Origin of the sequence: Thalassobacillus pellis (assembly GCF_016908295.1) — a bacterium.
Taxonomy (GTDB): Bacteria; Bacillota; Bacilli; order Bacillales; family Halobacillaceae; genus Thalassobacillus; species Thalassobacillus pellis.
Genome location: NZ_JAFBDO010000003.1, coordinates 1 through 24,631, shown reverse-complemented (window position 1 = coordinate 24,631; position 24,631 = coordinate 1). Strand labels below are relative to the sequence as shown.

The window sequence follows — 24,631 nt, the reverse complement described above, 5'->3', positions numbered from 1 at the left end:
AGGTTCCTGGTATTTCTTTAAGGTAGTAAGCAAAATCTTAATGAACATGCCGCCAAAGCCTACAAAAAATACAGCTGCCTCCTTCTATTGGTTTAAAAGAAGGTATTAAAAATGTAAGTTATAGCCTCATTCAAAGTAACTCGCTTATACATTCGCTAATCTTCTTTATGCCTAACTCAATGTTCTGGTCTTTAACCTGCGACACACTCAGGCGGATCCGGTTTTCTTTACGATATGCGGGAAGGTACATATTCGTTGCATCCTGTACTAGTACATTCTTGTGTTTGAGGTGATTCACGAGACGCCTCGCTTTCATTCGTTTGGGCAGTTCTATGGTGGAATAAAAACCGGATTCCCCGCCAGTAAACGCTGCTTCTTTAGGGAGATGTTTCTGATAAGCCTGTTTTAGAAGGGTACCTTTCCGTTTGTACTGTCTTCGGAGTTTCTGTATGTGTGCTTTGTACATGCCACTTTGTAAATAGATTTCTAAAGCCCCCTGGGTGACGACGGGGGTATGGACATCTGCTGCAAATTTGGCTTTGGCAAAGCTGTCAAGGAGGACTTCAGGTAACACAGCTACTCCAAGCCTTAATCCAGGCAAAAGCACTTTGGAGAAGCTCTTTGTATAAATCACTCTTCCAGACGGGTCATAAGCAAACATAGGATCTGCCTTTCTTTTCATATCAAGGTCGCCCATATAATCGTCTTCCAGTATGTATACGTCATATTTTTGTGCGAGTTCCACTATTTTCTGCTTTTCAAGGTTGGTATAACAATACCCTGTCGGATTCTGAAACCGAGACACGGTGTAGAATAACTTCACTTCTGTCTCATGAAAGATTCGTTCTAACTGTTCCAGATCAATTCCCTTATTTGTCATCTCAATCCCTCTGACTTTCAACCCACGGGAGGTAAGGGATTGTATGAAACTAGGATGTGTAGGTTGTTCCGTGCAAATCACGTCTTTCCCATTTGGAAAAGGAAGGGTAAGGAGAAGATCAAGCGCCTGCTGAGATCCTGAGACGACACAGACCCGCTCAGAAGGGGCAAACACTTGGAGATCTTGGAGCTGTTTAGAAAGCTGCCGACGCAACACATCTAGTCCCAGCGGCTCAGAGTAATGAAACATCTCTTCTTTGTACCATTCAATTGCCTGGTTCATACAATGCTGATAATCCCGGTAAGGCATTCGACTACGGTCGGGTCCGGCAGAGGAGAAATCAATGAGCTCCGTTTGGGAGTTATTGATCGTTTGATGACTTCCTACCAGAAAATAACCACTCTTTGGTACCGAATAAATCATGTGTTGTTTCTCCAATTGATCGTAAGCCTTAATAACTGTATTAATGCTACATTGAAGTTCACTGGATAACTTTCTTACTGACGGTAGGCGTTCGCCAGGTTGGATGACCCCTTCGCTAATTCTTCTTTCGATTTCCTTCCTTGCCTCTTCGTATTTATTACCCATTTTTCTCCTCCTCGTCTGAACTGTAAGGGTACAGATGACAAAAACAATGCTACCTAATCTATCAGCTGATGCGTATAGTATAAGTTAGCATCCATGCTATGGCTATCACGGAAAATCTTATTTGGCGGGAGGAGAAAAAATTGAAGAAGTTTCGTGTTTGGGTTATTGGTTTTACTTGCATTCTTGCTCGTATGGACGGGGGCGTCCGTTGGAACGAGTGCCAAAGGGAACATTGGTCACAAAGAGAAAAAGCTGAAGATTGAGGAACTATTTAACGAAAAAGACGGGACGATGGTACTGAAAAATCTTAAAAAGGACAAGGTATTTGTGTATAACCAGGAGAGGAGCAGAGAAAGATTTACCCCAGAATCAACCTTTAAGGTGGCTAACGCCTTGATCGGACTCCAAACATCGGCGGTTCGAGATGAATATGAGGTGAAACGTTGGGATGGCGTCACCAGGGAGTTTGAAGTATTGAATCGAGACCATACCCTCGCTTCAGGAATGAGGCATTCTGTGATCTGGTATTATCAAGACATGGCCCGTGACATCGGGGAAGAACAAATGGAACAGTATGTAAACCTCATGAACTATGGAAATCGAGATATCTCTGGTGGAATTGATAGATTTTCGCTGGACAACACCCTTGAAATTACCGCTAGAGAACAAATTCATTTTATTGAAAAGTTAGTCAAGGAACGGTTGCCATTTGACGAAAAGCATCAAAAAATAGTGAAACGAATGATGATAGATGACGAACAAGATGAATATACGGTCCATGGAAAAACAGGAACAAGACTCTCGGATTTTGGTTTAGGTTGGTATGTCGGGTTCGTCACCACTGAAAAAGACACGTGGGCATTTGCCGTAAATATTGATGGATCCGGCACAGATGCCAAAAATGTCGTTCTATCTGTACTAAAGAAGAAAGACATCATCGATCCGAAATCCTGAGCATAACAAAGGGGGCGTGCTTCTTTTAGCCGTCCTCCAATTTTTACGTTTATTAGAAAGGAAGGAGAATGGACTTTGATGAAATACCTATTAAGTGCTTTCTTGTTTGTCATACTAGGTGCGTTTACGATTTTAAGCGCAATGGGAACCTATGTGTTTTTAGGGTATTCCCTTGGTATGACGGTCGTCCATATCGGAATCTGGAAAAAGAAAGTTTTTCCCATTTTATTGGGAGTTATCCTAATCATCCTTTCCTTTTTTCTCCCGAATCTGCTATATTACGGGTTCGGACTATCATTCCATATCTTTTGAGCAGAAGCTATTCCGATCTATAGGACCCCCTATGATTCTTTAAAGGTTTCATATTCTCTTTTCCCATATGTTCTTTGAATGAGTGCTATATCTTTTATCAAGCCGATTGGTTTTTCCTGATATTCATTTTCATTGCAGGAACTTTCAGCATAAAGTAGACACAAACGTTTGTATCTTTATGGGTCAAGACAGGTACTGGCGGAGCGCTTCATTACCAGGCGTGTTTATTCTCCTTTTTCTTTTCCTGCTTGCTTGTTCAACTGTTTAATCAAATCCTTTACCGTATAAAAGCTGGCCAGCTTGTACTTCATCAAACTTTATCTTCTTCTTCGGTGTTACTTTGATTTTTTCTTGCGGCATCTTGAAGCAAGTTGTGATGAGCGTCATTGATAAGTTTTTCATGCTTTTCCGCATTGAAATTTTTCTTGTTTAACCGAGGAATGTCGTTGATATATTTGCTTTAAGACCAATCAACACCACCCCAAGAGGATTGCAACTTTCGCAATAAAACAATTTGGCCAAGATGATACGTATCGTGCATCATGATATTGCTAAGTAAATGCCCAATAGAGTACCTTTTAGTTGCATACGGAGCTTTTAACTTTTCATCGTCAAGGTCCGCAATGACCTTTTTTAATTTATTCATGACTTCATTAAGACGCTCCACTGTCTGGGCCCACCCAATTTCATCTTCTGGATCACCGGGATTTCCAAAGGTTTCTTCATTGTCTTCTACCTTATGCGGATTCTCTGTACCCTTAATTCGATGGGTTATGTCTTCATTCCAAAATATTAAGTGGTTGACAATCTGCCAAATCGAATTGCTAGTTCCCGAACCCGAACTAGTCCATGCTGCCTCAGCTGCGTTAACTCCATGAAGCGCCTGATCCATAGATGCAAACCAATCATTCTCATGGCAATGCAATTCAAGTTGTTCTAGAAACATTTTATTTACAACTTGCATCAAACCAATCCCTTCACTGTTTAGTGATAATCTTTCAAAGTTAAAAACTACAGAACTGTTATCAAATTATTCCAATCTTCCCTGCCAGTTGAAATGTAAAACGAACAAGCGTTCCTTCACTGGTTACATATTATACCTACGGACCAATAATTTCAACAATATTTAGAAAATTTAATACAAAATTATTATCTAATAAATCATGAAATTCAGCTTATCACTCAGACCTATGCATCGCACCTTATGACTATGAGGATCTATAACTAAAATCAAAGCCATTGTGGTACTGAACCTTGATGGTAAGGTCATCTTTAACAGCTAATTTCAATGGCAAATTCTATCTCTTCAGCCTTTTGCTCATCCAGTATAGGCAGGAACGTCCTTCCCCGGCTACTTAAATAATAACCTATAAAAAATAGGTCAACCAGAAATGGCTGGATGACCTAACAACCCCTGCAAGGCTGAAAAAACGCTCACAGGGGCTTTACAATCTTTTTATCCATTAATTAATTTGATCTTCTGGTAATAAAAAAGCCAACACATTCAAAACTATAAGTGTTAAGATATGAAAAAACGGAGGGGGATTATCTCCCTCTCCTTTTTCGTCCTTCATATTAACAATATCGTCATGATCGCGGCTGTTAAAATAGATAAACTGAAAGACCCTAATACCAGCCACCTTGGCACACTATTTGTTTTTTTTATTGTTATATATTCTGTTAATCGAACTGCTATATAAATAAAAACTGCAGGCATAACCAGTGTTTCAATAGTAATCGGCCCGTTAAATGCAAGCATAAGCGCAACAAATATCATTCCATAGACTAGTAGGGACATTAATCCATGACTAATTGGATTCAAAATGCCTTTTGGTTTTAATGTCTCACCATTCATTTAATCATCACCTCCGTTAGCCAAAGCAGTATTTTTGAACTCCTGCAATACCAAGAATTTCAGCTGCTGCCCCACCCACCGATTGCTAGCCAGTCGTCGGCATTAGATGCCCCAGCTAATAATTTTACAGTATTTTTAACTCCGCCTAAGGCTTTGATTGCTCTATATGCTTTAGCTCCTGGGACAAATACTGCAGCAATAGAAGCCGCACATTTAGTTGCATCCCAAACACCACCCCAAAAACCATATGTTACAACTTTCTGATCTCCAGTTGATTTGGTAGCAACTAAGTTCCCATTCTCCTTTATCGTAACAGTTCAACATCTGAGGAAAACTGTACAGAAGACCCAAGGACTTCAAACATATAATCAAGATTTTTCACTTCTTGAGTACCCTTTGCTAATGAGACATTATCTTTGAATTTTGATGGATCAAAATTAGGATTAAGTAACGCATCTAAAAATCTCTCTTGTTCTTCCTCGTTTAAATTCTCTAATATCGTATTAATTGCGACATATTGCTCCCACAATTCATCTGCACGTTTCTGTTCCTCAGGTGTCAACTCCATATCCTCAATAGCATCTACATTTGGCTCAATATTCTCTGCAAACGATGTAGAAGGAATCATGAAGCTAAAAAGCATGACCACAGACAAAGTTAATAACGTAAATTTCTTCAACATAGTAAGTACCCCCATTTTATGTAATTTACTTGCCAAATAAATCCTACTACATGAAATTAGTTATTTCAGCAAAATCACAAAATAAGGTAATATTTTACTATACTAATATTCTATTCTCTATCAAAACGGTTCCGTTATTACTTTTTTTGGAATTAAACCACGAAATAGGAAGCCCAATCCTCCCAATGTTAAGACAACAAGTAGATCAGTGAGATTTCCTTCTGAAATTGGAAGTCCACTTGAACTCTAAGGCAAAAGCTATATCCTTTGCTGTTTCTACTGTAGGATTTTTAACTCCCGATTCAATATGATTATAATAGCTTCTCGATATGTTTGATTTAATAGCTGTTTGTTCTTGCGTTAAATCCTTCTGAAGTCGAATCCCTTTTAACCACATCCTCAATTTATTCACCCCCATAAGGTTTAGAACATCTTTTAATAGTGGTTTAACATGAATTTTTCAGATAGGCTGAAACGAAGCCGACAAATAAAAAAAGAAGAAAACCCAAATTGGACTCAGGATTATATTGCCAAACAAATTGGAGTAGCCCGAACAACTTACACAGCATACGAGAGAGGTACTAAAATTCCTACTATAGATACTGTGAACAAAATAGCTGACCTTTTTGATGTATCCACCGATTACCTTTTAGGCCGATTAGATATTTCAAATTATCAAGTGGATAAAAGCAATGAATTTGATTCTATAAAAGAAGCAAATAAATTGATGGACCAATACGGAATCGAAGATGCAGCTTTTTTTGATTTGGAAAAGTGGAAGTCAATGAGTCCAGAGCAGATAAGGGAATTGGAAAGTTACTTTCAATATTTAGTGAAAAAATCTAAGGAGATTGAGGGAAAAGATAACAAATAAAAGCAGGGAAGTTCACTTATAGAAAGCCCCTGCTTTTTGTTTTGTGTCTAATCAGGATAGAGTGTAAAATTCTCCACAATTCATCTACAAGAAAAGTCCCCCTTAAACGGAACAAAAGTCATATACCAATATTCTTGAATTACGCCCGTTAGCGGCATAGTGTCGAAACCTATGGTTACGAGTATGTGGCAGAACTCTAAAAATGGATGTTGGGGTAATTCAGGTCCTCAAAAAACACAAGGAGCACCAGGATGATCTCATTGAGAAAATGGAAAACGAATATACTCAACTGGATTTTGTTTTTGCTAAGGAAGTTAAAAACCTTGGATACCCTGAATTCTTAAAGACCGTAAACACCCATATGAGACGTTTATTAAAAATAAGTGGTATCGATAAGGAACTTACCCCTCATTCCTTACGACACCCCCACACCTCTCTATTAATTGAAGCAGGAGTAGGAGTTAAGGAAATCAGCAACGATTAGATCATGGAGATATAAACACCACTATGAATATATACGCACACATTACTGAAAACATGGAAGAAAAAGCCTCCCAAAAGTTCAGTGAACTTATGAGAGACTCATTAGATCTATAGTGTTTTCCCCGCCAAGTAAAGTATGTCAAAAGTAAGTCATTTTGACATTATGGGTGAAGCTAAACCCTTGATATCAAGGGTCATGGGTGCATGACTACATCATGCCGCCCATTCCGCCCATGCCACCCATGTCTGGCATGCCGCCGCCTGCGCCGTTGTCTTCTTCTGGAAGATCAGCAACGACTGCTTCTGTAGTCAAGAACATAGCTGCTACGGAAGCTGCGTTTTGTAGTGCGGAACGTGTTACTTTTGTTGGGTCGACGATGCCTGATTCGACCATGTTTACCCATTCGCCTGTTGCTGCGTTAAAGCCAATGCCGACTTTTTCACCTTTGAGGCGCTCGACAACGATGGATCCTTCAAGTCCGGAGTTGTGAGCGATTTGACGTACTGGCTCTTCTAGTGCGCGTACGACGATTTGGGCACCTGTAGCTTCGTCACCTGTTAGGTCAAGGTCAGCTACTTTTTTGTAGATGTTGGCGTATGCTGTTCCACCACCAGCTACGATACCTTCTTCTACTGCCGCACGTGTAGAGTTCAATGCGTCTTCGATGCGCAGTTTACGCTCTTTCAATTCTGTTTCAGTAGCAGCACCGACTTTGATGACAGCTACGCCGCCGGAAAGCTTAGCAAGACGCTCTTGCAGTTTTTCTTTATCGAATTCAGAAGTTGTTTCTTCTGCTTGTGCACGGATTTGTGTTACGCGGGAAGCGATTTGCTCTGCGTTCCCAGCACCTTCAACAATAGTTGTGTTTTCTTTTGTTACAACAACTTTGGAAGCGCGACCCAATTGCTCGATGCCTGTGTTTTTCAGGTCAAGTCCAAGGTCTTCTGTCACTACTTCAGCACCAGTCAATGTAGCAATGTCTTCAAGCATTGCTTTACGACGGTCACCGAATCCTGGAGCTTTAACAGCTACAGCGTTGAATGTTCCACGAAGCTTGTTCACTACTAGTGTAGCAAGTGCTTCCCCTTCTACGTCTTCAGCGATCATTAGTAGTGGCTTGCCTTGTTGTACAACCTGCTCTAGGACAGGAAGTACTTCCTGGATGTTGCCGATTTTCTTGTCTGTGATCAGAATGTAAGGATCTTCAAGGACTGCTTCCATTTTATCCTGGTCAGTAACCATATATGGAGAAGCATATCCACGATCGAATTGCATACCTTCTACTACTTCAAGCTCAGTGTTGAAGCCTTTGGATTCTTCGATTGTAATGACACCGTCGTTACCTACGCGCTCCATAGCTTCTGCGATCAATTGACCCACTTCGTCATCAGATGCAGAGATGGAAGCAACTTGTGCGATGGAATCTTTACCTTCGATCGGCTTGGAAATATTGCGCAGTTCTTCAGTAGCAAGCTGAACCGCTTTTTCGATACCGCGGCGTACACCTACTGGGTTTGCACCGGAAGCAACGTTTTTCAATCCTTCACGGATCATTGCTTGTGCCAGGACTGTTGCTGTAGTTGTACCGTCACCAGCTACGTCGTTTGTTTTAGAAGCTACTTCAGAAACGAGCTGTGCACCCATGTTCTCGAAGTGATCTTCCAGTTCGATTTCTTTCGCGATTGTTACACCGTCGTTCGTGATCAATGGAGAACCGTATTTTTTCTCAAGTACTACGTTACGTCCTTTTGGTCCAAGTGTCACTTTGACAGCATTAGCAAGTGTATCTACACCTCGAAGCATCGCGCGGCGTGCTTCTTCATTAAACTTGATTTCTTTAGCCATGAAAATGCCCTCCTTATCAAACTTGTAAATGTAAGTATTTTATTTGGAAAGACTTAATTACTGAATGACAGCCAATACGTCGCTTTCGCGGACGACTAGGTATTCTTTGCCTTCATATTTAACTTCTGTACCAGCGAATTTGGAATAGATGACATGGTCGCCTTCAGAAACTTCAAGCGCTACCTTTTCACCGTTATCCGTTACGCGTCCCGTACCTACTGCTACTACCTTGCCTTCCTGAGGCTTTTCTTTAGCAGAGTCTGGAAGTACGATTCCGCTCGCTGTTTTTTCTTCCTGTTTTACGATTTCAATCACAATACGATCTCCAAGTGGCTTTAACAATTCGGACACCCTCCTCAAATGTGATTCTTAATTTGATTTTAGATTTTAGCACTCAATGATGACGAGTGCTAACACAATTCTTATAATAGCCAATTCATTTTTATTTTGCAAGAGTGAAGGTCGATTTTTTTTTCAATTTTTTTGGGAAGAAATGCTAATGCTCAAACCCTAATTATTACGAGGTTCTTTTTAATTATGTTAAAATACGGAGAGTGACAATTAGATTAATAGTCTGTACGAAAAGGAGTCGTTGAAACTTGACCGCGAGATATTGGTATATCATTGCTATATATGTACTGGCGCAGTTTTCATCCGTAATTGGTGTGCCAATCCTGACAAGTTTGGGATTGAAGCAGGATTATTCGATTAGCATTTGGGCTGTGTTCAGCTTTTTCGTCGCCACCTTGATCATTATATTCTTGCTGAAGCCGGATATGAAACAAGCATCAGAAGTCCGTGAGCGATCCAGTGCCGGAAATATCGCATTGTGGTCATTCCTTGGTGTTTTTCTTGCCTACTTCGCTCAGATCATCGCTATTTTGATCGAGACATTCCTGCTTGGAATCAAGCCCGGTTCACAGAACACGCAGGAATTGATGGAGTTCGCCAGACTTTCACCATTATTCATCTTAGTGATGGTGCTGTTCGCTCCGATATTGGAAGAAATCATTTTCCGGAAAATCATTTTCGGTTCGATTTATAAACGTACGAATTTCATCATTGCCGTCATCGTTTCTGCACTTGCGTTTGCCGCGTCCCATTTTGACTTCACCCATATGATTGTTTATATGGCAATGGGCATCGTGTTTGCATATCTTTATGTAAAGACCAAAAGCATCATCACACCGATCATCGCCCATATGGCAATGAATACGGTTGTTGTGATCGGGCAATACAGCATGTCTGAAGAAGATTTCAGGAGAATGCAGGAACAGTTTGAACAGTTACAAACCATTTTTGGAGGCTTATTATTATGAGGACATCACCGCTATTCATGGCTTCCCTTTATTTCATTATGGGGTTAGTTTTCACTTATATAGCGGCACAAAGTGTGGAAGATACCATCTGGAACTTTATCACCATCTTCCTGGCGATACTTGCCACCTTTGATTTCGCTGTATCGATCAGGCTCTTTAACTTACATTTACGGTTGAAAAAATCATCAGATAAAAAGTGACAGCAGGAGGCGTCCCTACACCTTTGCCGGAGCCTGGCAATCGAGGGGCATCTCCTTTTTTATATAAGGGGGTTTTTACATATGGAAACATTGTTGAGGGGCACACAGGTCTATTTGAACCGTCTGACAAAATCGGACTTGCCGACGATTGCTTCCTGGTATGAGGATACCGATTTTTCGCGGCGGTTTGACGCACTTCCCGCTTTGCCGAAAACGGTTGACCAGCTTGAGTCCTGGCTGGATGAAATTTCTGACTCTAACAGCCAATTCACCTTCGCAATTCGCGGGGTGGATAATGAATTGATTGGCTATGTGGAGCTCGACAGTATTTTATGGAGCCAACAGAACGGGTGGGTGAGCATAGCAATTGGCAGCAAACAGCATCAGGGAAAAGGATATGGCACAGAAGCAATGAGCCTGCTGATCGACTTCGCCTTTAACGAATGCAACTTGCACCGCCTGCAGCTGACTGTCTTTTCATACAACCTTCCCGCCATTCGGCTTTATGAAAAACTCGGATTTACAAAAGAAGGAAGCCATCGGGAATTCGTCCTCCGTGATGGCGAGACTTATGACATGCATTTGTATGGCCTCCTCGCCCGAGAATGGAAGGCATAAACATAAGATTAAGGTTTAAGCTTAAAGGCCGCCCACCAATATTGAATGTAGTAACAAGACATCTTTATCTGTCATAAGAAAATTTCAAAGGAGCCCTGGTTTCTGGCAGGATGAGCTACCAGATTCTGTCATCAGCCAGTCAAAAACGGTCTGTATGGATTTCTATGTCCATGCAGACCGTTTTTTCTTTGTCCATAGGTCGTGCCCGCGGCAAGCGTTCTGGCGAGCACATTTTACCGCTGGGCGAGCGTATTCTGGTCAGCGTGCATCCCCTGTCGTAAGAATCAACACCAAGCTTTAACAGCTAGAACACTTTCAGCAATCCTTGCATCAGCCGGGCTGTTTTATTTTTTATCTTTTTCGACACCTTTTAATATGAAGGAAAGCGGAATTGCGATGATCAGGATAACAGCTGAAACGAGGAATGCTTCATTCAATGTCTGTAATGTCGCCGCCTGCATATCCATTTCCGTGTTGGCGGCAACTACCGTTCGCCTTACTTCATAATAGATTGAGAAAAAGACAATGCCGAACGAGGAGGAAATCTGCCGTAAGATGCTGTTCATCGCTGAACCTTGAGCGACCAGGCCTTCGGGAATCGCATTCATGCCTGAGGTCGTTGCCGGCATATTACCCATCCCCATGCCTAGGCCGCGAATGGTATTCAGAATCATGATCCACCAGTAAGGCGTACCGAGCTTCAGAAAGCTCAATCCCAAAGTGGCTGCCGCCATGATGGCCAGTCCAGGCGGAACGACATATTTCGGCCCTTTTTTATCGAGAATCCTTCCGCCAATCGACATGAACAGCCCGCTCGCTGCTGCCGCAGGAAGAAATAACAGCCCTGTTTTTATTTCTCCAAGACCGTATACATTCTGGATTAATAACGGGAGCAGGAATATTCCGGAGAATAAACCGATAGATGTGGCGGACGTGACGAGAATCGACACTGTATACGTAGGAACCTTAAATACAGACAGGTTAAGCAGTGGCTGCTCCTGACGATTTTCATAATAAACAAAAGCAATCAGTGCGATAATCCCGCCGATGATCAGGCTCATATTGACCGGGGACAGCAGTAAATCAAGCGTTTTCCCTCGACCGAGTGCATAAAGGATCGAGCCGATTCCAGCTGTAACAATGACAAAGCCGACCGCATCAAATTTTATATCAGGATTGGTCTCCGTTGGTTTCAAATATTTACTGGATAATAACAGGCCGATCAAGCCGAAAGGAATATTGAAGAGAAATAGCCATTGCCAGTCGAAAAACTGGATAATAACACCGCCGACAGTCGGCCCGATTGCCGGAGCGACCATCGCTGCCACCCCATATATCCCGACCGCAAGTCCTCGTTCATCTTTGGGGAAAGCCTGGAAAATCAGTGCCATCGCAATCGGCATCATCAGCCCGCCGGCGACCCCCTGTATCGCACGGGACGCAATAATCAATCCAAGCGTTGTTGATAATGCACCGCAGATCGAGCCGATGATAAAAATCGTAAGACCCGCTATATATACCTTTTTCTTGCCAAAACGATCTCCAAAATAGCCGGTGAGCGGCATGGTCATTCCCATAGATACCATGAATATCGTCAGCATCCAGCCGACAGCTACCGCATCCGTGTTGAATATTTCCATAAATCTCGGCAGTGTCGGGTTAAGCATGCTGTTATTCAAAATGACCGTAAATGTCCCGAACAGGACAGAAACGACCACCAGCCATTTTGACGGTAATTTGCTCATGCTTTCCCCTCCCCGCTTGTTATTTCGTAACTCGGAACATTATACCATACCCATTCATGGTGTTAAGAACCGTATGCTTTCCAAAGAAAAAGGACAGCCGTTTTGGCCATCCTTAATCCTCTTCATCAGACTCGATGTTCTCCTCTACATCCAGTGGATAATGTTTTAAAAAGTAAACCAGTGCCTGCAGCTCGACAGCAAGGTCAATGTGGTGCACCCGGACGTGATCCGGCACGGTAATTCTTGCCGGTGTGAAGTTCAGGATGCCGGAAACGCCTGCCTTCACCAGTCTGTCAGCGATTCCCTGTGCGGCTGAGGAGGGAACGGTCAGGATCGCCACGGAAATATCTTCGCCGATTTTTTCTTCCAGGTCATCAATATGGGCGACGGGCACGCCGCCTACTTCCGTTCCGATTTTCCCCTCATTCGTATCAAAGGCAAACTGGATTTTCGTATTATTGTTTTTCATAAAATTATAATGAAGAAACGCGGTACCAAGGTTTCCGACCCCGATTAGGGCAACCTTGGTGGTCTCATCCTGATCTAGTGTCTTGCGGAAAAAGGATAACAGGTACTCGACATTGTAGCCGTATCCTTTTTTCCCGAGTGCTCCGAAATAGGAAAAATCCCTGCGGATCGTAGCCGAATCGACTTTGACCGCTTCGCTCAGCTCCTTGGAGGAAACCCGCATTTTCCCCTGGTTATACAGGTTGTTCAAGAATCGATAATATAATGGAAGCCGCTTCGCAGTGGCTTGTGGTATTTTTTGTTGTTCGATATGCACTGTTATCACTCCTTACTTTCCCTCTGGAAATCCCCGCTCTTACCGCCCGTTTTTTCCATTAGATATGTAGGGCCGATGATCATCCCTTTATCGACCGCCTTGCACATGTCATAAACCGTCAAGGCCGTCGCTGACGCGGCAGTGAGCGCTTCCATTTCAACTCCTGTACTTCCTTTTGTTTTGACAGAAGCCTGGATTATCAGCTCGTATTGTTCTGCTTTTTCTTTCCATTCAAACTGGATATCGACACCCTTCAGCTGCAAGGGATGGCACATTGGTATCCAATCTGGTGTTTTTTTGGCAGCCATGATTCCGGCTACTTGTGCTACCGACAGCACGTCACCCTTTTCTATTTCTCGATTGTTGACTTTCTGATATATTTCTTCGTTGACTTCCACACTTGAAATGGCAGTCGCTGTCCGGACGGTGTCTTTTTTTTGTGAAATATCTACCATCCGTGCTCTTCCCTGCTGGTTGAAATGCGTGAATTCCGACAACGTCCTTCCTCCTTCTAAAAGAATAGCTTTTTTACGTAGTGCTTCTATTTTACCAAAAATCCAGAACTAAGTCGTTAAGTTTTTCACAATCTCACCATCATGCTTCTTGCCTGCCCGCTTTAAAGTGAGATACACTTGAACCATTGAGGTGAACAAATATGATTCTGATGCAAATGAACCAGATTGAAAAACGTTTCGGTGCTGAACTCATTTTATCGAACATTAAAATAGAAGTACAAACGAATGACAGAATCGCCATTGTCGGAAGGAATGGCGCAGGAAAATCAACATTATTGAAAATCATGGCTGGAGAGTTCTCCCATGATGCCGGTGATATCTACCGGCCGAAGGGTGTGGCGATCGGATACCTGGCTCAGAACACAGGGCTCGAATCGGATCGGACCATCTGGGACGAAATGGAGAGTGTTTTCTCCGGACTGAAGCGAACGGAACGAGAATTACGCGATATGGAAGCGCAGATGGCTGATCCGGATTTGCTTGCCGATGAAGGCCGGTACCAGCAGCTGCTAAAGGAATATGATTCTAAGCAGCAGGCATTCAAGACAGAAGGCGGCTATCATTATGAAGCAGACATCAAATCAGTATTGAACGGGCTTAATTTCCGGGATTTTGACTGGAGCACTCCGATTCATACGCTAAGCGGCGGACAGAAAACAAGACTAGCTCTTGGGAAGCTGTTGTTATCCAAGCCTGACGTGCTTATTTTGGATGAGCCGACCAACCACCTGGATATCGAAACACTTGGCTGGCTGGAAACCTACCTGCAAGGCTACGAGGGGGCAGTCGTCATCGTTTCTCACGACCGATACTTTTTGGACAAAATCGTACGAACCGTGTATGAAATTGCCTTTCAATCTTCGAAAAAATACCACGGCAACTATAGTGATTATTTGGAAAAGAAAGAACAGGATTTCGAATTAGAGATGAAGCAGTTTGAAAAGCAGCAGGCGGAAATCAAACGGATGGAGGACTTCATCCAGAAGAACATCGTCCGGGCTACCACCAGTAAGCGCGCTCAAAGCAGACGGAAGCAGCTTGAAAAAATGGAGCGTGTCGATAAGCCGAAGGATGAAAATCAGTCTGCCAAGTTTTCTTTCCAGATCTCCCGGCAAAGCGGCAATGACGTGCTTCGAATCCGTGACCTTGCTTTTAGCTACAGAGAAAATGAGCCATTCCTATTCAACCATGTCAGCCTCGATGTCAACCGCGGAGACAGCATCGCCCTTGTCGGACCGAATGGCGTCGGGAAAACAACATTGCTGAAAACAGTCATTGGTGATTTGAAAGCGCAAAAAGGGACGATCCAGATTGGGACGAACGTACAGGTCGGCTATTACGACCAGGAACAGACAAAACTTGACTCCACAAAAACAGTACTGAATGAGCTGTGGGACGAGTACCCGAACCGTAACGAAAAAGATATTCGGACGATCCTCGGCAACTTCCTTTTTTCGGGGGAGGATGTACTGAAACCTGTATCCGCACTCAGTGGTGGGGAAAAAGCTCGATTGTCCCTTGCGAAACTGATGATGCAGCAGGCGAATCTGTTGATTTTGGACGAGCCGACGAACCACCTTGACCTCGACAGTAAAGAAGTCCTTGAAGCTGCTCTCGTTGATTTCCCTGGAACGATATTGTTTGTATCCCACGACCGTTATTTCATCAATAAAATCGCCACACAGGTATTCGAGATGAACCCTGGCGAATCAAGAATGTTTCTTGGGGATTACGATTATTACCTCGCAAAAAAACAAGAGGAATACGAACTGGAACAGCTGGAAAAACAGGACCGTGAAGAACAGGCGAGTGAAAGCTCCAGTAATAAAACGACTTTCAAGCAGGATAAAGCTGAAAAGCGGGAAGCCCGTAAACGCCAGCGCAGAATTACAGAAATCGAGCACGAAATTTCGGAAATCGAAGCGCAAATTGAAGAAAACGATGATCAGCTATGTGATCCTGATATTTATCAGGACCATGAAAAAGCACTGGCACTGACGGAATCCAACCATGAGCTTAACGTAAGACTGGAAAACCTTATGGAAGAATGGGAAGAATTGCATACGAAATGAGAAAAACCAGCCAGTCTGATAGATTGGCTGGTTTTTCATTTTTGTGGCATGCGGCGGACTTTTTCCAGATATTCATACACCTGCATTTCGACAGGAGGGTGATAATGAAGGCTTTCAGCTGTCTCGCCCCCTATTTTAATGAATAAGTCACACATGGCAAACAGCCCCCTCCAGCAGTTTTCGTAACTTCCATCCGTAAAGGTGGCTACATAGGCATTCCAGGTTGCTTGATCTAAATAATATTCAAAATATTTTCCCTGACTGCCGACACTGACCCCAAACTCATTTTTTGTACCGATATACCAGGCAATCATTCTTTCCAGCATGTTTCGGACAGGTCCTTCCATCATTGCCTTCGCATAAGGAAGCTCACGTCTCCATAAACCCTTTGCCACATACGTGCTCACCCACCAGAACTCATTGGAGCAAGCAGCAAAATCTTTTTCTGAAGGCTTTTTCACGTGATAATCTGAATCATTAGCTTCTGGGAGGAAGGGAATAATCCCATCTTTGTCGAGTAATACTTTACTTAGGCTGTCGAACTTATCTGGAAGGTGAGCAGTCGTTATTAAGGTGAGGTCGATACGGTTGCCGTCGGTAAACTGCATGAGGTAAGCAAAACGATGTGGATTTGACCCATCCCCCGAATACAGCTGCATGGCATCAGGCATCTGCATGATCAGCCGCTCCCCGAATACATCGACCCAGCTGTGGTCTCTGGTAAAGCTTTCAATGTCACTGACGAAATATACAATATCATAATCTTGAAACCTGTCGGGTGTAACCAAAGGATTAACTCTTGAACCGTTCATTATAACTGCCCGCACTCGCGCATCCTGTTTAGCAGTGCCCAGAATCACATCCATCATTTCCTGACTCGTTCTCATGCTAGCTCCCCTTTCCATAATAAGTTTCTCCCGGGGTGTTGCTTTTTTCCAATTTCCATTTTCTGTTTCTCACGGGGTGATTGGTGTAGTTGTGCCTTTTGGGTTTCTGTTCTACGATGTATGTAAGTTTTTTCTGATAAAGGAAGGTTATCTATGAAATTCAGTCGCAGCCTCATGATATTGATAAGCACGCTGCTCGGTGTGGCAGTTTTCTTTTTCAAACCGAGAAAAGCGAGAGCACCGATAGTCGATAGTGAGAAATCTTTGTATCCCGGAACTTCTATTTCCATACAGCCGGGAGATCTGTTGTTTACACCAATCGGGAAAAGCGAATCAAAATTCGTCGGCCATGTTGGAATCGTTAACCTGAAACACAAAGTCGTCCATTCCATTCCTGCTGGTATAGTAGAAGATCAGGTATCTGATTACTTCCGTAAATTCCGTTCAATCAGCATTTTTTCTCCGAAAGTTCCTATCGTCGGTAGAAACGCTGCTGGTTACCTGGAGGATCTTACCGAAAAATACCCCCGGGCAGATTACCGGATTCTCACACCTCTTGGCAGCGTCAATCATGAGCAGTATTGTACGAAGATTGTCTGGCAAGCCTACCAATTCGGTGCCGGAGTAAATCTTGGCCATCTGCGAGATCAGGCAAGAGCAATCCATCCTGAATTTTTAAAAGACCACCGGCATCTCGAGCGAAAAGCAACTAAGCTATGAAAAAAGCTCATTGGAGACCTCCGAAATAGGGAAAGTTTAGATAAGGTATGCTATTTTAAAAAACGATCGCTCCTTGCTGTAATAAAGAGCGTCACGACAGAATAGGCTTAAGCTTGTCAGGGGTTGGCAAGGCAATTCTGCTTTTGATTTAATTTAAAGGGATTCTATGACCTCTATACCTTCATGAGGTTTTATATAGTGCTTTGTTGAACAAGGGAAAAAGGTGATTTTCTCTAAAATCAAAGCAAATCACCTTTTATAGATTGGCCGCTGTTAAAGTTTTTAACGATATACGGTTATATCATGGTTGATTCTACGATGAGCGAGAGGCGGTGACGCCTGCGGGAACAGCGCGAGCCGAAGATCCACTTGGTCAAACGATCTTTTTGACCAAGTTAGCTGAGGCCGTGCCCGCGGCAAGCATCCGCCGGCAAGCGATTCGTTAGAATCAACAACAGACTTTAACAGCTCCTTTTGATTATAAATTACTTTTTCAGTGGCTTTTCTTATCAAAATGAGCTTTTCACATGCTGTAAAAACTCTTTTTCAGAAATGATTTCAATAGAATGCCCCTGGCTCATTAATGTTTCCGCTCGTTCGAGTTTACTGCTTTTCTTTCCATTCTGATAGTTTTCGTATGCCTGGTTCCCCACAACGACGTAATTCGTTTCAGCCTCTAAGGTTGACTGCCATTCTCCCCCGAGATCAACGACACGCTGGATCGCTTCCTCCCGCTTCATTCCATCAAGCTTTCCGGTGAATACGAAGGAAGCGCCATAGAATGGATGAGACCGGTCAAATTCACTGGTGGCGGCGATAAAGGATTTAGCTTCCGCCCGCTTTGCCCTTTTCTTCTTATTCAAACGGGCAGGCTCATATCCCGTATCAAACATCATCCCGTTGATGGTCTGCGTCTTCTCCACCAGCTCTTTGACATTGCCAGCGTTCAGCTCTTCGCCAGCCCTCAATAAGATGTGGCCGGCAGCTTTTGCATCTTCAAGCGCATGGTGATGGTTAAACCGGAAGCCGACATGATTGGCGACAGCTTTTAAGTTATACCGGGGCAGCGGCCATGTTTTCTTTGCTATGTTGACCGTGCAATTGTAGGCAAGCATGGGATAGGCAATATTGTACGTATCAAGAGTTGCCCGGAGTACTCCCATATCGAACTGAGCGTTATGGGCAACCACAAACTTCCCTTCCAACAGCTCCCGGATTTCTTCCGCCCAAAGAGCGTCGAACTCCCTGGCATCCACTACATGCTCTTTCGTGATTCCATGGACGTTGATATTCATCGGGGCAAAGTAATTCCGCTTCGGTTTCACAAGGCGATAATATTCCTTTTCAGGCCTGCTGTTCCGGTACTCGACGATTCCTATAGAACAGACGCTTCCTCTGTAGGAATTGGCAGTTTCAAAGTCTAATGCTACAAAGTCCATAATGATGCTCCTTTATAATTGTTACCATCTTAAGGCAGTTCATTGCCGGCAGCTTTATACAGCTCATACCATTCTTTTCGGCTTAGTTCCACATGGGAAGCCTCAGCTATATCTCTCATTCGCTGCGTATTCATTGTTCCGACCACCGGCTGGATGTTAGCAGGATGGCGCAAAATCCAGGCAATTGCAATTGCGGAGTCTGTCACACCTTTTTTCTCTGCGAATTCCTGAAGTTTGGCATTCACTTCAGGGAAATCATCATTGCCAATGAAAGCTCCTTTGATCATGCCATATTGAAAAGGAGACCATGCCTGAATCGTCATGTTGTTCAATCTGCTGTATTCCAGCACCCCGTTATCCCGGACGGTCGCCGGATCGTGCCTCATATTCACATTCAGCCCTGCATCTATCATCGGAGTGTGCATCAAGCTCAGTTGCAGCTGATTTATGATCAGATCTTCTTTCATATACTGTTTCAACAATTCGATTTGCGAGGGATTCTGGTTACTCACCCCAAAGTGACGGGCTTTCCCACTTTCCTTGAGCTTGGTGAATGCTTCTGCCACCTCTTCCGGATCCATCAAGGTATCCGGGCGATGGAGCAGCAATATATCAATATAGTCGGTTTGTAACCTTTTTAGACTGCCCTCCACAGAATCAAGGATATGTTCCCTGGAAAAATCGAAAAAACCGTCCCTGATGCCGCATTTTGTCTGTAGAATCATATCTTCACGCTTGGCAGACACCATGTCCATTGCTTTTGCAAAAACTTCCTCTGACATCCCTTTTCCGTAAATATCAGCATGATCGAATAAGTCCACGCCTGCTTCTATTGCATTTGATATGACATCGGCAGCTCCTTTCGCAGAAAGCTTGTTCATCCTCATGCACCCTAACGCAATTTCCCCTGATTTTAGACCGTTGGTTCCCAATGTGATTCTTTTCAAAAAAACACTCCCCTTATGTACTTATCCATTTACCTTAGTTTACACAGGCCCATTTACTGTTGTCCAAATTTATGATTGATTTTTGCTTTATAAGTTATTCAATCCTCCATTACTATATCCACACAGTTATTCACAGTATAAACACCGAATTTAAACTTTTACACAGGTTTATGCACATTATCCACAGATAATACTGATTTTACCCACACTATCCACAACCTTAAATGAATACTGTAAAATCACAGCTAATCGTTTGATTACCCACAGCATAAATATACATTTGTGGATAAAAAAAGACCTCCTTTTAACAAGGAAGTCAGTTTCCATCTTAACTTTTGCTTCTTGCGGCGTAGTGCTCCAAATTTAAAGAAGGATTGGCATTCAAATCCCACCCTGCTCGATGACCTTGCTGATAAGCGACAGTTCCTGCTGCAGCAATCATCGCCGCGTTATCTGTACACAATGAAAGCGGAGGTATTAACAGGTCGATCTCACCGCCTGTAAACTTCTCCTCCAGTGCTTTGCGGAGACCTTTGTTGGCAGCTACTCCTCCTGCCACTATCACCTGTTTCACCTGATGTTCTTGGGCTGCCTGAAACGTCTTTGTGGATAACACGTCGACAACACTTTCCTGGAAACTGGCGGCTACATCCTCTGGCTTCAGGTGTTCGTTTTTCTGCCTGGCGTTGTGCAGCTTGTTGATAACTGCAGATTTTAACCCGCTGAAACTGAAATCGTACGAACCATCCTCAAGCCACGCCCTCGGAAAATCAATTGTGACCTCGCCTTCCTGGGCAAGCTTATCTATTTCCGGTCCCCCGGGGTAAGGCAGTTTCAGCGTTCTGGCCACCTTGTCATAAGCTTCTCCCGCTGCGTCATCTCGTGTTTCCCCGATCACTTCAAAACTGCCGTGTTCCTTCATAAGAATCAGTTCTGTATGTCCCCCTGACACTACGAGCGACAGCAGCGGGAATTCAAATTCCTTTTCAAGCCTGTTGGCATAGATATGGCCTGCGATATGATGTACACCGACGAGCGGTTTCTGTTTTGCAAAAGCAAGGGATTTGGCAGCATTGACTCCGACCAGCAGGGCACCAACCAATCCTGGCCCCTCTGTCACAGCGATGGCATCGATATCATCGATAGTCATGGATGCCTGTTCCAGTGCCTCTTCTATGGTAATCGTAATTTGTTCAATATGGTGTCGTGAGGCAATTTCAGGAACCACGCCTCCAAAGCGTTTGTGACTTTCAATTTGTGATGCAACAACATTGGCAAGCAGATTTCGTCCATTTTCTATTATGGCGACTGCCGTTTCATCACAACTTGTTTCAATTGCTAATATCCGTTCATTTGTTTTCATAAAAGTTCACCCACATCACTAATGCGTCCTCTCCATTATCCGTGTAATAATTCTTCCGGATGCCTCCAGGAACGAGGCCGAATTTCCTGTACATGTGCTGCGCTTGAAGATTGGAAACACGAACCTCCAATGATAACAGGATAGCTCCAGCTTCTTTTGCTTTTTCTACGGTGTGCTCGAACAACCTTGCTCCATAGCCACCGCCTCTGTATTCAGGCAGCAGGGCAATATTGGTGATATGCGCTTCATCGATGATCATCCATAAACCGCAGTAACCAAACACCCCTTGTTCGTCTTCAATAATAAAATAACTCGCATACTTATTTTCATTCAGTTCCTGTTCAAATGACTTCCGGGTCCAGGGCACCGAAAAGGAGGCATGCTCAATCCTCATCACTTCTTCCAGGTCGCCCTCCGACATATCCCGTATGTTAACATGCTCCATTACTTATTCTCCTGCTGCTCCAGCCACTTTGTTTCCGCTTCCACCAGCCTTAAGTAATTCGGAACAAGCGCATGCAACGGATCTGGTTCTCTTTCCGCACCCAGGACAGCTAATGCGCCGGGTCTTGGAATGTGCCATTGCAACTCGGGAATGACAGCAAGGTCTCCCAGATATTCTTCAATCGATTCCTGATGCTTGGCGAAGTCCTGACTTAAAAATAAGACAGGCTTTCCTTCCTGCCTGAGCTCTCTCAGCCAGTCGGTGAAAAGAATATTTTTCTCTTCTTTCACGATCTGGCCCCCATTATCATACAGCCCTGTATAGACGAGTCCCCTTCTGGCATCAAAAAAAGGGCATATGTATCCATTAAAAAAGGAGCCCTGGTTTGCCAGGAATTCCAGGCTGGAGATACCGACTACCGGAATTCCAAGTGACCAGGCCATTGTTTTTGCTGTCGTCAGCCCGATGCGCACTCCGGTATAAGAGCCCGGCCCTTTTGCAACAACGATCCGATCAAGATTTGCCGGAATTGTATCCGTATCTTTCATTAGCTGATCGATAGCAGGCATCAGACGGACAGAGTGGTTCTTTTTTATATTAGTCATTAATTCTCCGGCTATTTCTCCATTTTTCAAAATCGCCACTCCCAACACCTGATTGGAAGTATCTATTGCTAATATATTCATACAAAAAGCTCCTCGCAAATCTTTTCAAAGCGCTCCACATTAGGTTTCAATTCAATGGAACGGACCGTTTCATTGACATAAGTGATCGTAATATCGAGTCGGGCTTCCGGCAGGTATTCTTCGATATATTGCGCCCATTCTACCACTGTAGCCCCATCCCCATGGAAGTATTCATCAAAGCCGATATCCTCTTCACTTTCCTCTAGTCGATAGGCATCCATATGAAACAACGGGATCCTGCCCATATATTCTTTCACGATCGTAAATGTAGGACTGTTGATGGTCCGCTTGACACCGAGTCCTTTTCCCAGTCCTTTCGTAAATGTCGTCTTGCCAGAACCGAGATCACCCTCCAGCGTCAGGACATCGCCGGCTTCCAATCGTTCGCCAAGCTTTCTGGCTGCCTCCATCGTTTCCTCCGGAGAGTTCGTTTTAATATGAAAAACTTTCACCGTAATCACCTGTTCCCCTGTAGATGTGTATACCCTGATTTTGTCAGCACTTTTTTTGCTCCATTTTTATGAAGAAAAACACAGGCATCGCTCTGTTTTTTTTCGGTAACGTAACCGATTTTTGTTACGGTAGTACCTGCTTCCTTAGCAGCTTTTTCAATTGCCGGCCACTCCTTCTCAGAAACAGCTCCCAGCAATTCAAAGTCTTCTCCTCCAGATAGCATCCATTGTTCCCGCTTTTCTTCTTGAAAAGTGTCCAGAAAAGACGCATACGGCAGCTTTTCATATTCCAAGTGCAAGCATACATCAGAAGCTTCCGAAATTTCATTTGCTTCACTGGCAATTCCATCACTAAGATCGTTTAAAGCTACCCGTACTATCCCTTCCAATTTCATTGCAAACCCGACTGGGGGCTCCGGGGTACGGTGGCGACGTACGAAATAGTGGAATGCTTCCTCGTTGTCATTGGAGATATTTCCTAACAGCATTTCCAAACCAGCTTGGGCATCCCCAAGCGTCCCAGTGACAAACAATACATCCCCAGCTTTCGCAGCACTTCTGTACCTGCTCTTACCGGGCACCGTGTATCCGAAAACTGTTACGGTCAGTACAAGCTCCTTACCGGAAACTGTATCACCGCCAATCAAATCCATCTTGTGCTTTCTAGCCAGTTTTTTCATTCCACGGTAGATCCCCTGTAAGTCTTCGTCATTCCAAGATTCAGGGATAACAATCGATACCATATAAAAAGCAGGGGCAGCACCCATGGCAGCCAAATCACTGATATTGACAGCCAATGCCCGATGACCGATATGATGCGGTTCCATCGTCTCTCGGGAAAAATGCACACCTTCTACCAAGGTGTCTACCGCTGTTACAACGTCGCGGTTATCTGCACGGAAGACCGCTGCATCATCCCCAATCCCTTTAATTAACGATGGCTGCGAATACGTCGACTGGCGGATGGAATCAATAAAAGAAAACTCGTCCATGCTCTGCCCTCCTTTAATCTTTTTAGTCATATGTACATTATATCAATTTACAATTGGAAAATAAAAAAGTGCATCCCAAAAGCGGAAGCGCCGTGCTCACCCCCGACCAGCTTAAGACGAACCTCGCCGTGACGTCCTTTGTCACAGAGAGGATTGACTTAAGACCTCGAGGGGGTAGGCGCTGCAGCTGGATGACGGATAAAAAAGGTTATCTGTATTCGATAATTTTCCAGACAATAACAAAAGCCTTAGGAATTATCCTAAGGCTGTTTAAATCATAGTTATAAGTGGCGGTCCGGACGGGACTCGAACCCGCGACCTCCTGCGTGACAGGCAGGCATTCTAACCAACTGAACTACCGGACCATTCTTAAATTGATATGTACATTTAACTAATCTTACTTACCGTAGTTAGTTGAAATTAATTGGTTGCACTAAAGTACTCTAACCTTCAACTAGCAAAGATGTTAATTCAGTGCTGTAAGTTGAAATTAATTGGTTGCGGGAGCAGGATTTGAACCTGCGACCTTCGGGTTATGAGCCCGACGAGCTACCAGACTGCTCCATCCCGCGATAGTGTAAGAATCGTTCATCAGAATTCTTACGATAAATTCATGCTGTAAGTGATTACTTTTGAAAGAGGTAATCAGCCTAGCGGTGTCCTACTCTCACGGGGATAAACCCGACTACCATCGGCGCTGGAGAGCTTAACTGCTGTGTTCGGCATGGGAACAGGTGTGACCTCTCCGCCATCACCACTAGACCTTCTTTTTTTAGGGACAAGGTTTATTATATGACCTTTTTCCAAAAAAAGCAAGAGTTTTTTGCAAACCCTCAAAACTAGATAAGCGGCAGACATTCACGCGACATGCGTCTTTCTTGTATAGGGAAGTCCTCGATCGATTAGTATCCGTCAGCTCCACGTGTCACCACGCTTCCACCTCGGACCTATCTACCTCATCGTCTCTGAGGGA

27 protein-coding genes, 2 tRNA genes and 2 rRNA genes are annotated in these 24,631 nt (G+C 43.7%); 9 read left to right on the top strand and 22 right to left on the bottom strand.

Annotation, left to right across the window (positions count from 1 at the left end; all coding sequences use genetic code 11):
• Positions 1 to 130: 130 nt before the first annotated feature.
• Complete coding sequence (locus JOC33_RS10730; protein ID WP_205092536.1) at positions 131 to 1,468, bottom strand: aminotransferase-like domain-containing protein; 1,338 nt, start codon at positions 1,466 to 1,468, stop codon at positions 131 to 133.
• Between the two features lie 153 nt (positions 1,469 to 1,621).
• Here JOC33_RS10730 and blaOXA point away from each other — a divergent pair, with 153 nt between their 5' ends.
• Together blaOXA and JOC33_RS10720 are read left to right on the top strand one after the other, a co-directional pair.
• On the top strand, positions 1,622 to 2,422 hold the full coding sequence (blaOXA, locus tag JOC33_RS10725) for a class D beta-lactamase (protein ID WP_205092535.1): 801 nt from the start codon (positions 1,622 to 1,624) through the stop codon (positions 2,420 to 2,422).
• Positions 2,423 to 2,500: 78 nt separating this feature from the next.
• On the top strand, positions 2,501 to 2,734 hold the full coding sequence (locus JOC33_RS10720) for a hypothetical protein (RefSeq protein WP_205092534.1): 234 nt from the start codon (positions 2,501 to 2,503) through the stop codon (positions 2,732 to 2,734).
• Between the two features lie 460 nt (positions 2,735 to 3,194).
• Here JOC33_RS10720 and JOC33_RS10715 read toward each other — a convergent pair whose 3' ends face one another.
• The 4 genes from JOC33_RS10715 to JOC33_RS10700 form a co-directional block, all read right to left on the bottom strand.
• Positions 3,195 to 3,698 carry a DinB family protein gene (locus JOC33_RS10715; protein WP_205092533.1) on the bottom strand — a complete coding sequence of 168 codons (504 nt, stop codon included), beginning with the start codon at positions 3,696 to 3,698 and terminating at the stop codon, positions 3,195 to 3,197.
• A gap of 606 nt (positions 3,699 to 4,304) precedes the next feature.
• Positions 4,305 to 4,589, bottom strand: coding sequence for a hypothetical protein (locus JOC33_RS10710; RefSeq protein ID WP_239534146.1), 285 nt, complete (start codon positions 4,587 to 4,589; stop codon positions 4,305 to 4,307).
• A gap of 304 nt (positions 4,590 to 4,893) precedes the next feature.
• Positions 4,894 to 5,271: a hypothetical protein gene (locus tag JOC33_RS20335; RefSeq protein ID WP_239534145.1), complete on the bottom strand. Its 378-nt coding sequence runs from the start codon at positions 5,269 to 5,271 to the stop codon at positions 4,894 to 4,896.
• 205 nt (positions 5,272 to 5,476) lie between these two features.
• Complete coding sequence (locus tag JOC33_RS10700; RefSeq protein WP_420825714.1) at positions 5,477 to 5,668, bottom strand: helix-turn-helix transcriptional regulator; 192 nt, start codon at positions 5,666 to 5,668, stop codon at positions 5,477 to 5,479.
• 54 nt (positions 5,669 to 5,722) lie between these two features.
• Between JOC33_RS10700 and JOC33_RS10695 the strand changes: the two genes are divergently transcribed.
• Both JOC33_RS10695 and JOC33_RS10690 read left to right on the top strand, forming a co-directional pair.
• Positions 5,723 to 6,145: a helix-turn-helix domain-containing protein gene (locus JOC33_RS10695; RefSeq protein ID WP_205092531.1), complete on the top strand. Its 423-nt coding sequence runs from the start codon at positions 5,723 to 5,725 to the stop codon at positions 6,143 to 6,145.
• A 202-nt stretch (positions 6,146 to 6,347) separates the two neighbouring features.
• Positions 6,348 to 6,629, top strand: a complete 282-nt coding sequence (locus JOC33_RS10690) for a tyrosine-type recombinase/integrase (protein ID WP_239534144.1) — start codon at positions 6,348 to 6,350, stop codon at positions 6,627 to 6,629.
• Positions 6,630 to 6,836: 207 nt separating this feature from the next.
• Here the strand turns inward: JOC33_RS10690 and groL are convergent, their stop codons facing one another.
• Positions 6,837 to 8,474 carry a chaperonin GroEL gene (gene groL, locus JOC33_RS10685; RefSeq protein WP_205092530.1) on the bottom strand — a complete coding sequence of 546 codons (1,638 nt, stop codon included), beginning with the start codon at positions 8,472 to 8,474 and terminating at the stop codon, positions 6,837 to 6,839.
• Positions 8,475 to 8,531: 57 nt separating this feature from the next.
• Positions 8,532 to 8,816, bottom strand: coding sequence for a co-chaperone GroES (groES, locus tag JOC33_RS10680; protein WP_205092529.1), 285 nt, complete (start codon positions 8,814 to 8,816; stop codon positions 8,532 to 8,534).
• A 257-nt stretch (positions 8,817 to 9,073) separates the two neighbouring features.
• Between groES and JOC33_RS10675 the strand changes: the two genes are divergently transcribed.
• The 3 genes from JOC33_RS10675 to JOC33_RS10665 all read left to right on the top strand — a co-directional run bounded on the left by JOC33_RS10675 (position 9,074) and on the right by JOC33_RS10665 (position 10,611).
• Entirely contained in the window at positions 9,074 to 9,793 is a 720-nt protein-coding gene (locus tag JOC33_RS10675) for a CPBP family intramembrane glutamic endopeptidase (RefSeq protein ID WP_205092528.1), read from the top strand.
• A complete protein-coding gene (locus JOC33_RS10670; RefSeq protein WP_205092527.1) occupies positions 9,790 to 9,993 on the top strand; it encodes a YdiK family protein in 204 nt (67 codons plus the stop codon). Before JOC33_RS10675 ends, JOC33_RS10670 begins: the two co-directional genes overlap by 4 nt.
• An 81-nt stretch (positions 9,994 to 10,074) precedes the next feature.
• On the top strand, positions 10,075 to 10,611 hold the full coding sequence (locus tag JOC33_RS10665; protein ID WP_205092526.1) for a GNAT family N-acetyltransferase: 537 nt from the start codon (positions 10,075 to 10,077) through the stop codon (positions 10,609 to 10,611).
• A gap of 344 nt (positions 10,612 to 10,955) precedes the next feature.
• On the opposite strand, the gene JOC33_RS10660 is transcribed toward JOC33_RS10665, so the two are convergent.
• The 3 genes from JOC33_RS10660 to moaC form a co-directional block, all read right to left on the bottom strand.
• Positions 10,956 to 12,356 carry an MDR family MFS transporter gene (locus JOC33_RS10660; protein WP_205092525.1) on the bottom strand — a complete coding sequence of 467 codons (1,401 nt, stop codon included), beginning with the start codon at positions 12,354 to 12,356 and terminating at the stop codon, positions 10,956 to 10,958.
• A gap of 112 nt (positions 12,357 to 12,468) precedes the next feature.
• Complete coding sequence (locus JOC33_RS10655) at positions 12,469 to 13,140, bottom strand: redox-sensing transcriptional repressor Rex (RefSeq protein ID WP_205092524.1); 672 nt, start codon at positions 13,138 to 13,140, stop codon at positions 12,469 to 12,471.
• 5 nt (positions 13,141 to 13,145) lie between these two features.
• Positions 13,146 to 13,637, bottom strand: a complete 492-nt coding sequence (moaC, locus tag JOC33_RS10650) for a cyclic pyranopterin monophosphate synthase MoaC (protein WP_205092523.1) — start codon at positions 13,635 to 13,637, stop codon at positions 13,146 to 13,148.
• A 158-nt stretch (positions 13,638 to 13,795) separates the two neighbouring features.
• Here moaC and abc-f point away from each other — a divergent pair, with 158 nt between their 5' ends.
• Complete coding sequence (gene abc-f / locus JOC33_RS10645; RefSeq protein WP_205092522.1) at positions 13,796 to 15,727, top strand: ribosomal protection-like ABC-F family protein; 1,932 nt, start codon at positions 13,796 to 13,798, stop codon at positions 15,725 to 15,727.
• Positions 15,728 to 15,762: 35 nt separating this feature from the next.
• Here the strand turns inward: abc-f and JOC33_RS10640 are convergent, their stop codons facing one another.
• Positions 15,763 to 16,614, bottom strand: coding sequence for an aminoglycoside 6-adenylyltransferase (locus JOC33_RS10640; protein WP_205092521.1), 852 nt, complete (start codon positions 16,612 to 16,614; stop codon positions 15,763 to 15,765).
• A gap of 153 nt (positions 16,615 to 16,767) precedes the next feature.
• Here JOC33_RS10640 and JOC33_RS10635 point away from each other — a divergent pair, with 153 nt between their 5' ends.
• Complete coding sequence (locus tag JOC33_RS10635; RefSeq protein ID WP_205092520.1) at positions 16,768 to 17,334, top strand: C40 family peptidase; 567 nt, start codon at positions 16,768 to 16,770, stop codon at positions 17,332 to 17,334.
• A gap of 509 nt (positions 17,335 to 17,843) precedes the next feature.
• On the opposite strand, the gene JOC33_RS10630 is transcribed toward JOC33_RS10635, so the two are convergent.
• The 11 genes from JOC33_RS10630 to JOC33_RS10580 all read right to left on the bottom strand — a co-directional run.
• On the bottom strand, positions 17,844 to 18,773 hold the full coding sequence (locus JOC33_RS10630; RefSeq protein ID WP_205092519.1) for an exonuclease domain-containing protein: 930 nt from the start codon (positions 18,771 to 18,773) through the stop codon (positions 17,844 to 17,846).
• 29 nt (positions 18,774 to 18,802) lie between these two features.
• Positions 18,803 to 19,720: an aldo/keto reductase gene (locus tag JOC33_RS10625; protein ID WP_205092518.1), complete on the bottom strand. Its 918-nt coding sequence runs from the start codon at positions 19,718 to 19,720 to the stop codon at positions 18,803 to 18,805.
• Positions 19,721 to 20,048: 328 nt separating this feature from the next.
• Positions 20,049 to 21,083, bottom strand: a complete 1,035-nt coding sequence (gene tsaD / locus JOC33_RS10620; protein WP_205092517.1) for a tRNA (adenosine(37)-N6)-threonylcarbamoyltransferase complex transferase subunit TsaD — start codon at positions 21,081 to 21,083, stop codon at positions 20,049 to 20,051.
• The gene (rimI, locus tag JOC33_RS10615) at positions 21,070 to 21,528 is read right to left on the bottom strand and encodes a ribosomal protein S18-alanine N-acetyltransferase (protein WP_239534143.1); all 459 of its coding nucleotides are present in this window, start codon (positions 21,526 to 21,528) and stop codon (positions 21,070 to 21,072) included. Before rimI ends, tsaD begins: the two co-directional genes overlap by 14 nt.
• Complete coding sequence (tsaB, locus tag JOC33_RS10610) at positions 21,528 to 22,214, bottom strand: tRNA (adenosine(37)-N6)-threonylcarbamoyltransferase complex dimerization subunit type 1 TsaB (RefSeq protein WP_205092516.1); 687 nt, start codon at positions 22,212 to 22,214, stop codon at positions 21,528 to 21,530. The genes rimI and tsaB overlap by 1 nt, the downstream gene beginning before the upstream one ends.
• Complete coding sequence (tsaE, locus tag JOC33_RS10605) at positions 22,211 to 22,666, bottom strand: tRNA (adenosine(37)-N6)-threonylcarbamoyltransferase complex ATPase subunit type 1 TsaE (protein ID WP_205093053.1); 456 nt, start codon at positions 22,664 to 22,666, stop codon at positions 22,211 to 22,213. Before tsaE ends, tsaB begins: the two co-directional genes overlap by 4 nt.
• A 5-nt stretch (positions 22,667 to 22,671) precedes the next feature.
• Positions 22,672 to 23,658: a thiamine-phosphate kinase gene (gene thiL / locus JOC33_RS10600; RefSeq protein WP_205092515.1), complete on the bottom strand. Its 987-nt coding sequence runs from the start codon at positions 23,656 to 23,658 to the stop codon at positions 22,672 to 22,674.
• A gap of 288 nt (positions 23,659 to 23,946) precedes the next feature.
• A tRNA-Asp gene (locus JOC33_RS10595) sits at positions 23,947 to 24,023 on the bottom strand.
• A gap of 130 nt (positions 24,024 to 24,153) precedes the next feature.
• Positions 24,154 to 24,230, bottom strand: a tRNA-Met gene (locus JOC33_RS10590).
• A gap of 76 nt (positions 24,231 to 24,306) precedes the next feature.
• Positions 24,307 to 24,420 (bottom strand): 5S ribosomal RNA (gene rrf, locus JOC33_RS10585).
• A gap of 120 nt (positions 24,421 to 24,540) precedes the next feature.
• Positions 24,541 to 24,631: ribosomal RNA gene (locus JOC33_RS10580) — 23S ribosomal RNA — on the bottom strand; the annotation flags it as partial.

What these genes read in the sequence shown, in the direction of transcription:
- abc-f (WP_205092522.1), top strand. Translation starts at nt 13,796, where the DNA reads ATGATTCTGATGCAAATGAACCAGATTGAAAAACGTTTCGGTGCTGAA.
- JOC33_RS10730 (WP_205092536.1), bottom strand. Translation starts at nt 1,468, where the DNA reads ATGGGTAATAAATACGAAGAGGCAAGGAAGGAAATCGAAAGAAGAATT.
- JOC33_RS20335 (WP_239534145.1), bottom strand. Translation starts at nt 5,271, where the DNA reads ATGTTGAAGAAATTTACGTTATTAACTTTGTCTGTGGTCATGCTTTTT.
- JOC33_RS10690 (WP_239534144.1), top strand. Translation starts at nt 6,348, where the DNA reads ATGGATGTTGGGGTAATTCAGGTCCTCAAAAAACACAAGGAGCACCAG.
- rimI (WP_239534143.1), bottom strand. Translation starts at nt 21,528, where the DNA reads ATGGAGCATGTTAACATACGGGATATGTCGGAGGGCGACCTGGAAGAA.
- JOC33_RS10715 (WP_205092533.1), bottom strand. Translation starts at nt 3,698, where the DNA reads ATGCAAGTTGTAAATAAAATGTTTCTAGAACAACTTGAATTGCATTGC.
- tsaD (WP_205092517.1), bottom strand. Translation starts at nt 21,083, where the DNA reads ATGAAAACAAATGAACGGATATTAGCAATTGAAACAAGTTGTGATGAA.
- groL (WP_205092530.1), bottom strand. Translation starts at nt 8,474, where the DNA reads ATGGCTAAAGAAATCAAGTTTAATGAAGAAGCACGCCGCGCGATGCTT.
- JOC33_RS10700 (WP_420825714.1), bottom strand. Translation starts at nt 5,668, where the DNA reads ATGTGGTTAAAAGGGATTCGACTTCAGAAGGATTTAACGCAAGAACAA.
- tsaB (WP_205092516.1), bottom strand. Translation starts at nt 22,214, where the DNA reads ATGAATATATTAGCAATAGATACTTCCAATCAGGTGTTGGGAGTGGCG.
- JOC33_RS10640 (WP_205092521.1), bottom strand. Translation starts at nt 16,614, where the DNA reads ATGAGAACGAGTCAGGAAATGATGGATGTGATTCTGGGCACTGCTAAA.
- thiL (WP_205092515.1), bottom strand. Translation starts at nt 23,658, where the DNA reads ATGGACGAGTTTTCTTTTATTGATTCCATCCGCCAGTCGACGTATTCG.
- JOC33_RS10695 (WP_205092531.1), top strand. Translation starts at nt 5,723, where the DNA reads ATGAATTTTTCAGATAGGCTGAAACGAAGCCGACAAATAAAAAAAGAA.
- JOC33_RS10630 (WP_205092519.1), bottom strand. Translation starts at nt 18,773, where the DNA reads ATGGACTTTGTAGCATTAGACTTTGAAACTGCCAATTCCTACAGAGGA.
- JOC33_RS10670 (WP_205092527.1), top strand. Translation starts at nt 9,790, where the DNA reads ATGAGGACATCACCGCTATTCATGGCTTCCCTTTATTTCATTATGGGG.
- JOC33_RS10660 (WP_205092525.1), bottom strand. Translation starts at nt 12,356, where the DNA reads ATGAGCAAATTACCGTCAAAATGGCTGGTGGTCGTTTCTGTCCTGTTC.
- JOC33_RS10710 (WP_239534146.1), bottom strand. Translation starts at nt 4,589, where the DNA reads ATGAATGGTGAGACATTAAAACCAAAAGGCATTTTGAATCCAATTAGT.
- JOC33_RS10635 (WP_205092520.1), top strand. Translation starts at nt 16,768, where the DNA reads ATGAAATTCAGTCGCAGCCTCATGATATTGATAAGCACGCTGCTCGGT.
- JOC33_RS10720 (WP_205092534.1), top strand. Translation starts at nt 2,501, where the DNA reads ATGAAATACCTATTAAGTGCTTTCTTGTTTGTCATACTAGGTGCGTTT.
- JOC33_RS10665 (WP_205092526.1), top strand. Translation starts at nt 10,075, where the DNA reads ATGGAAACATTGTTGAGGGGCACACAGGTCTATTTGAACCGTCTGACA.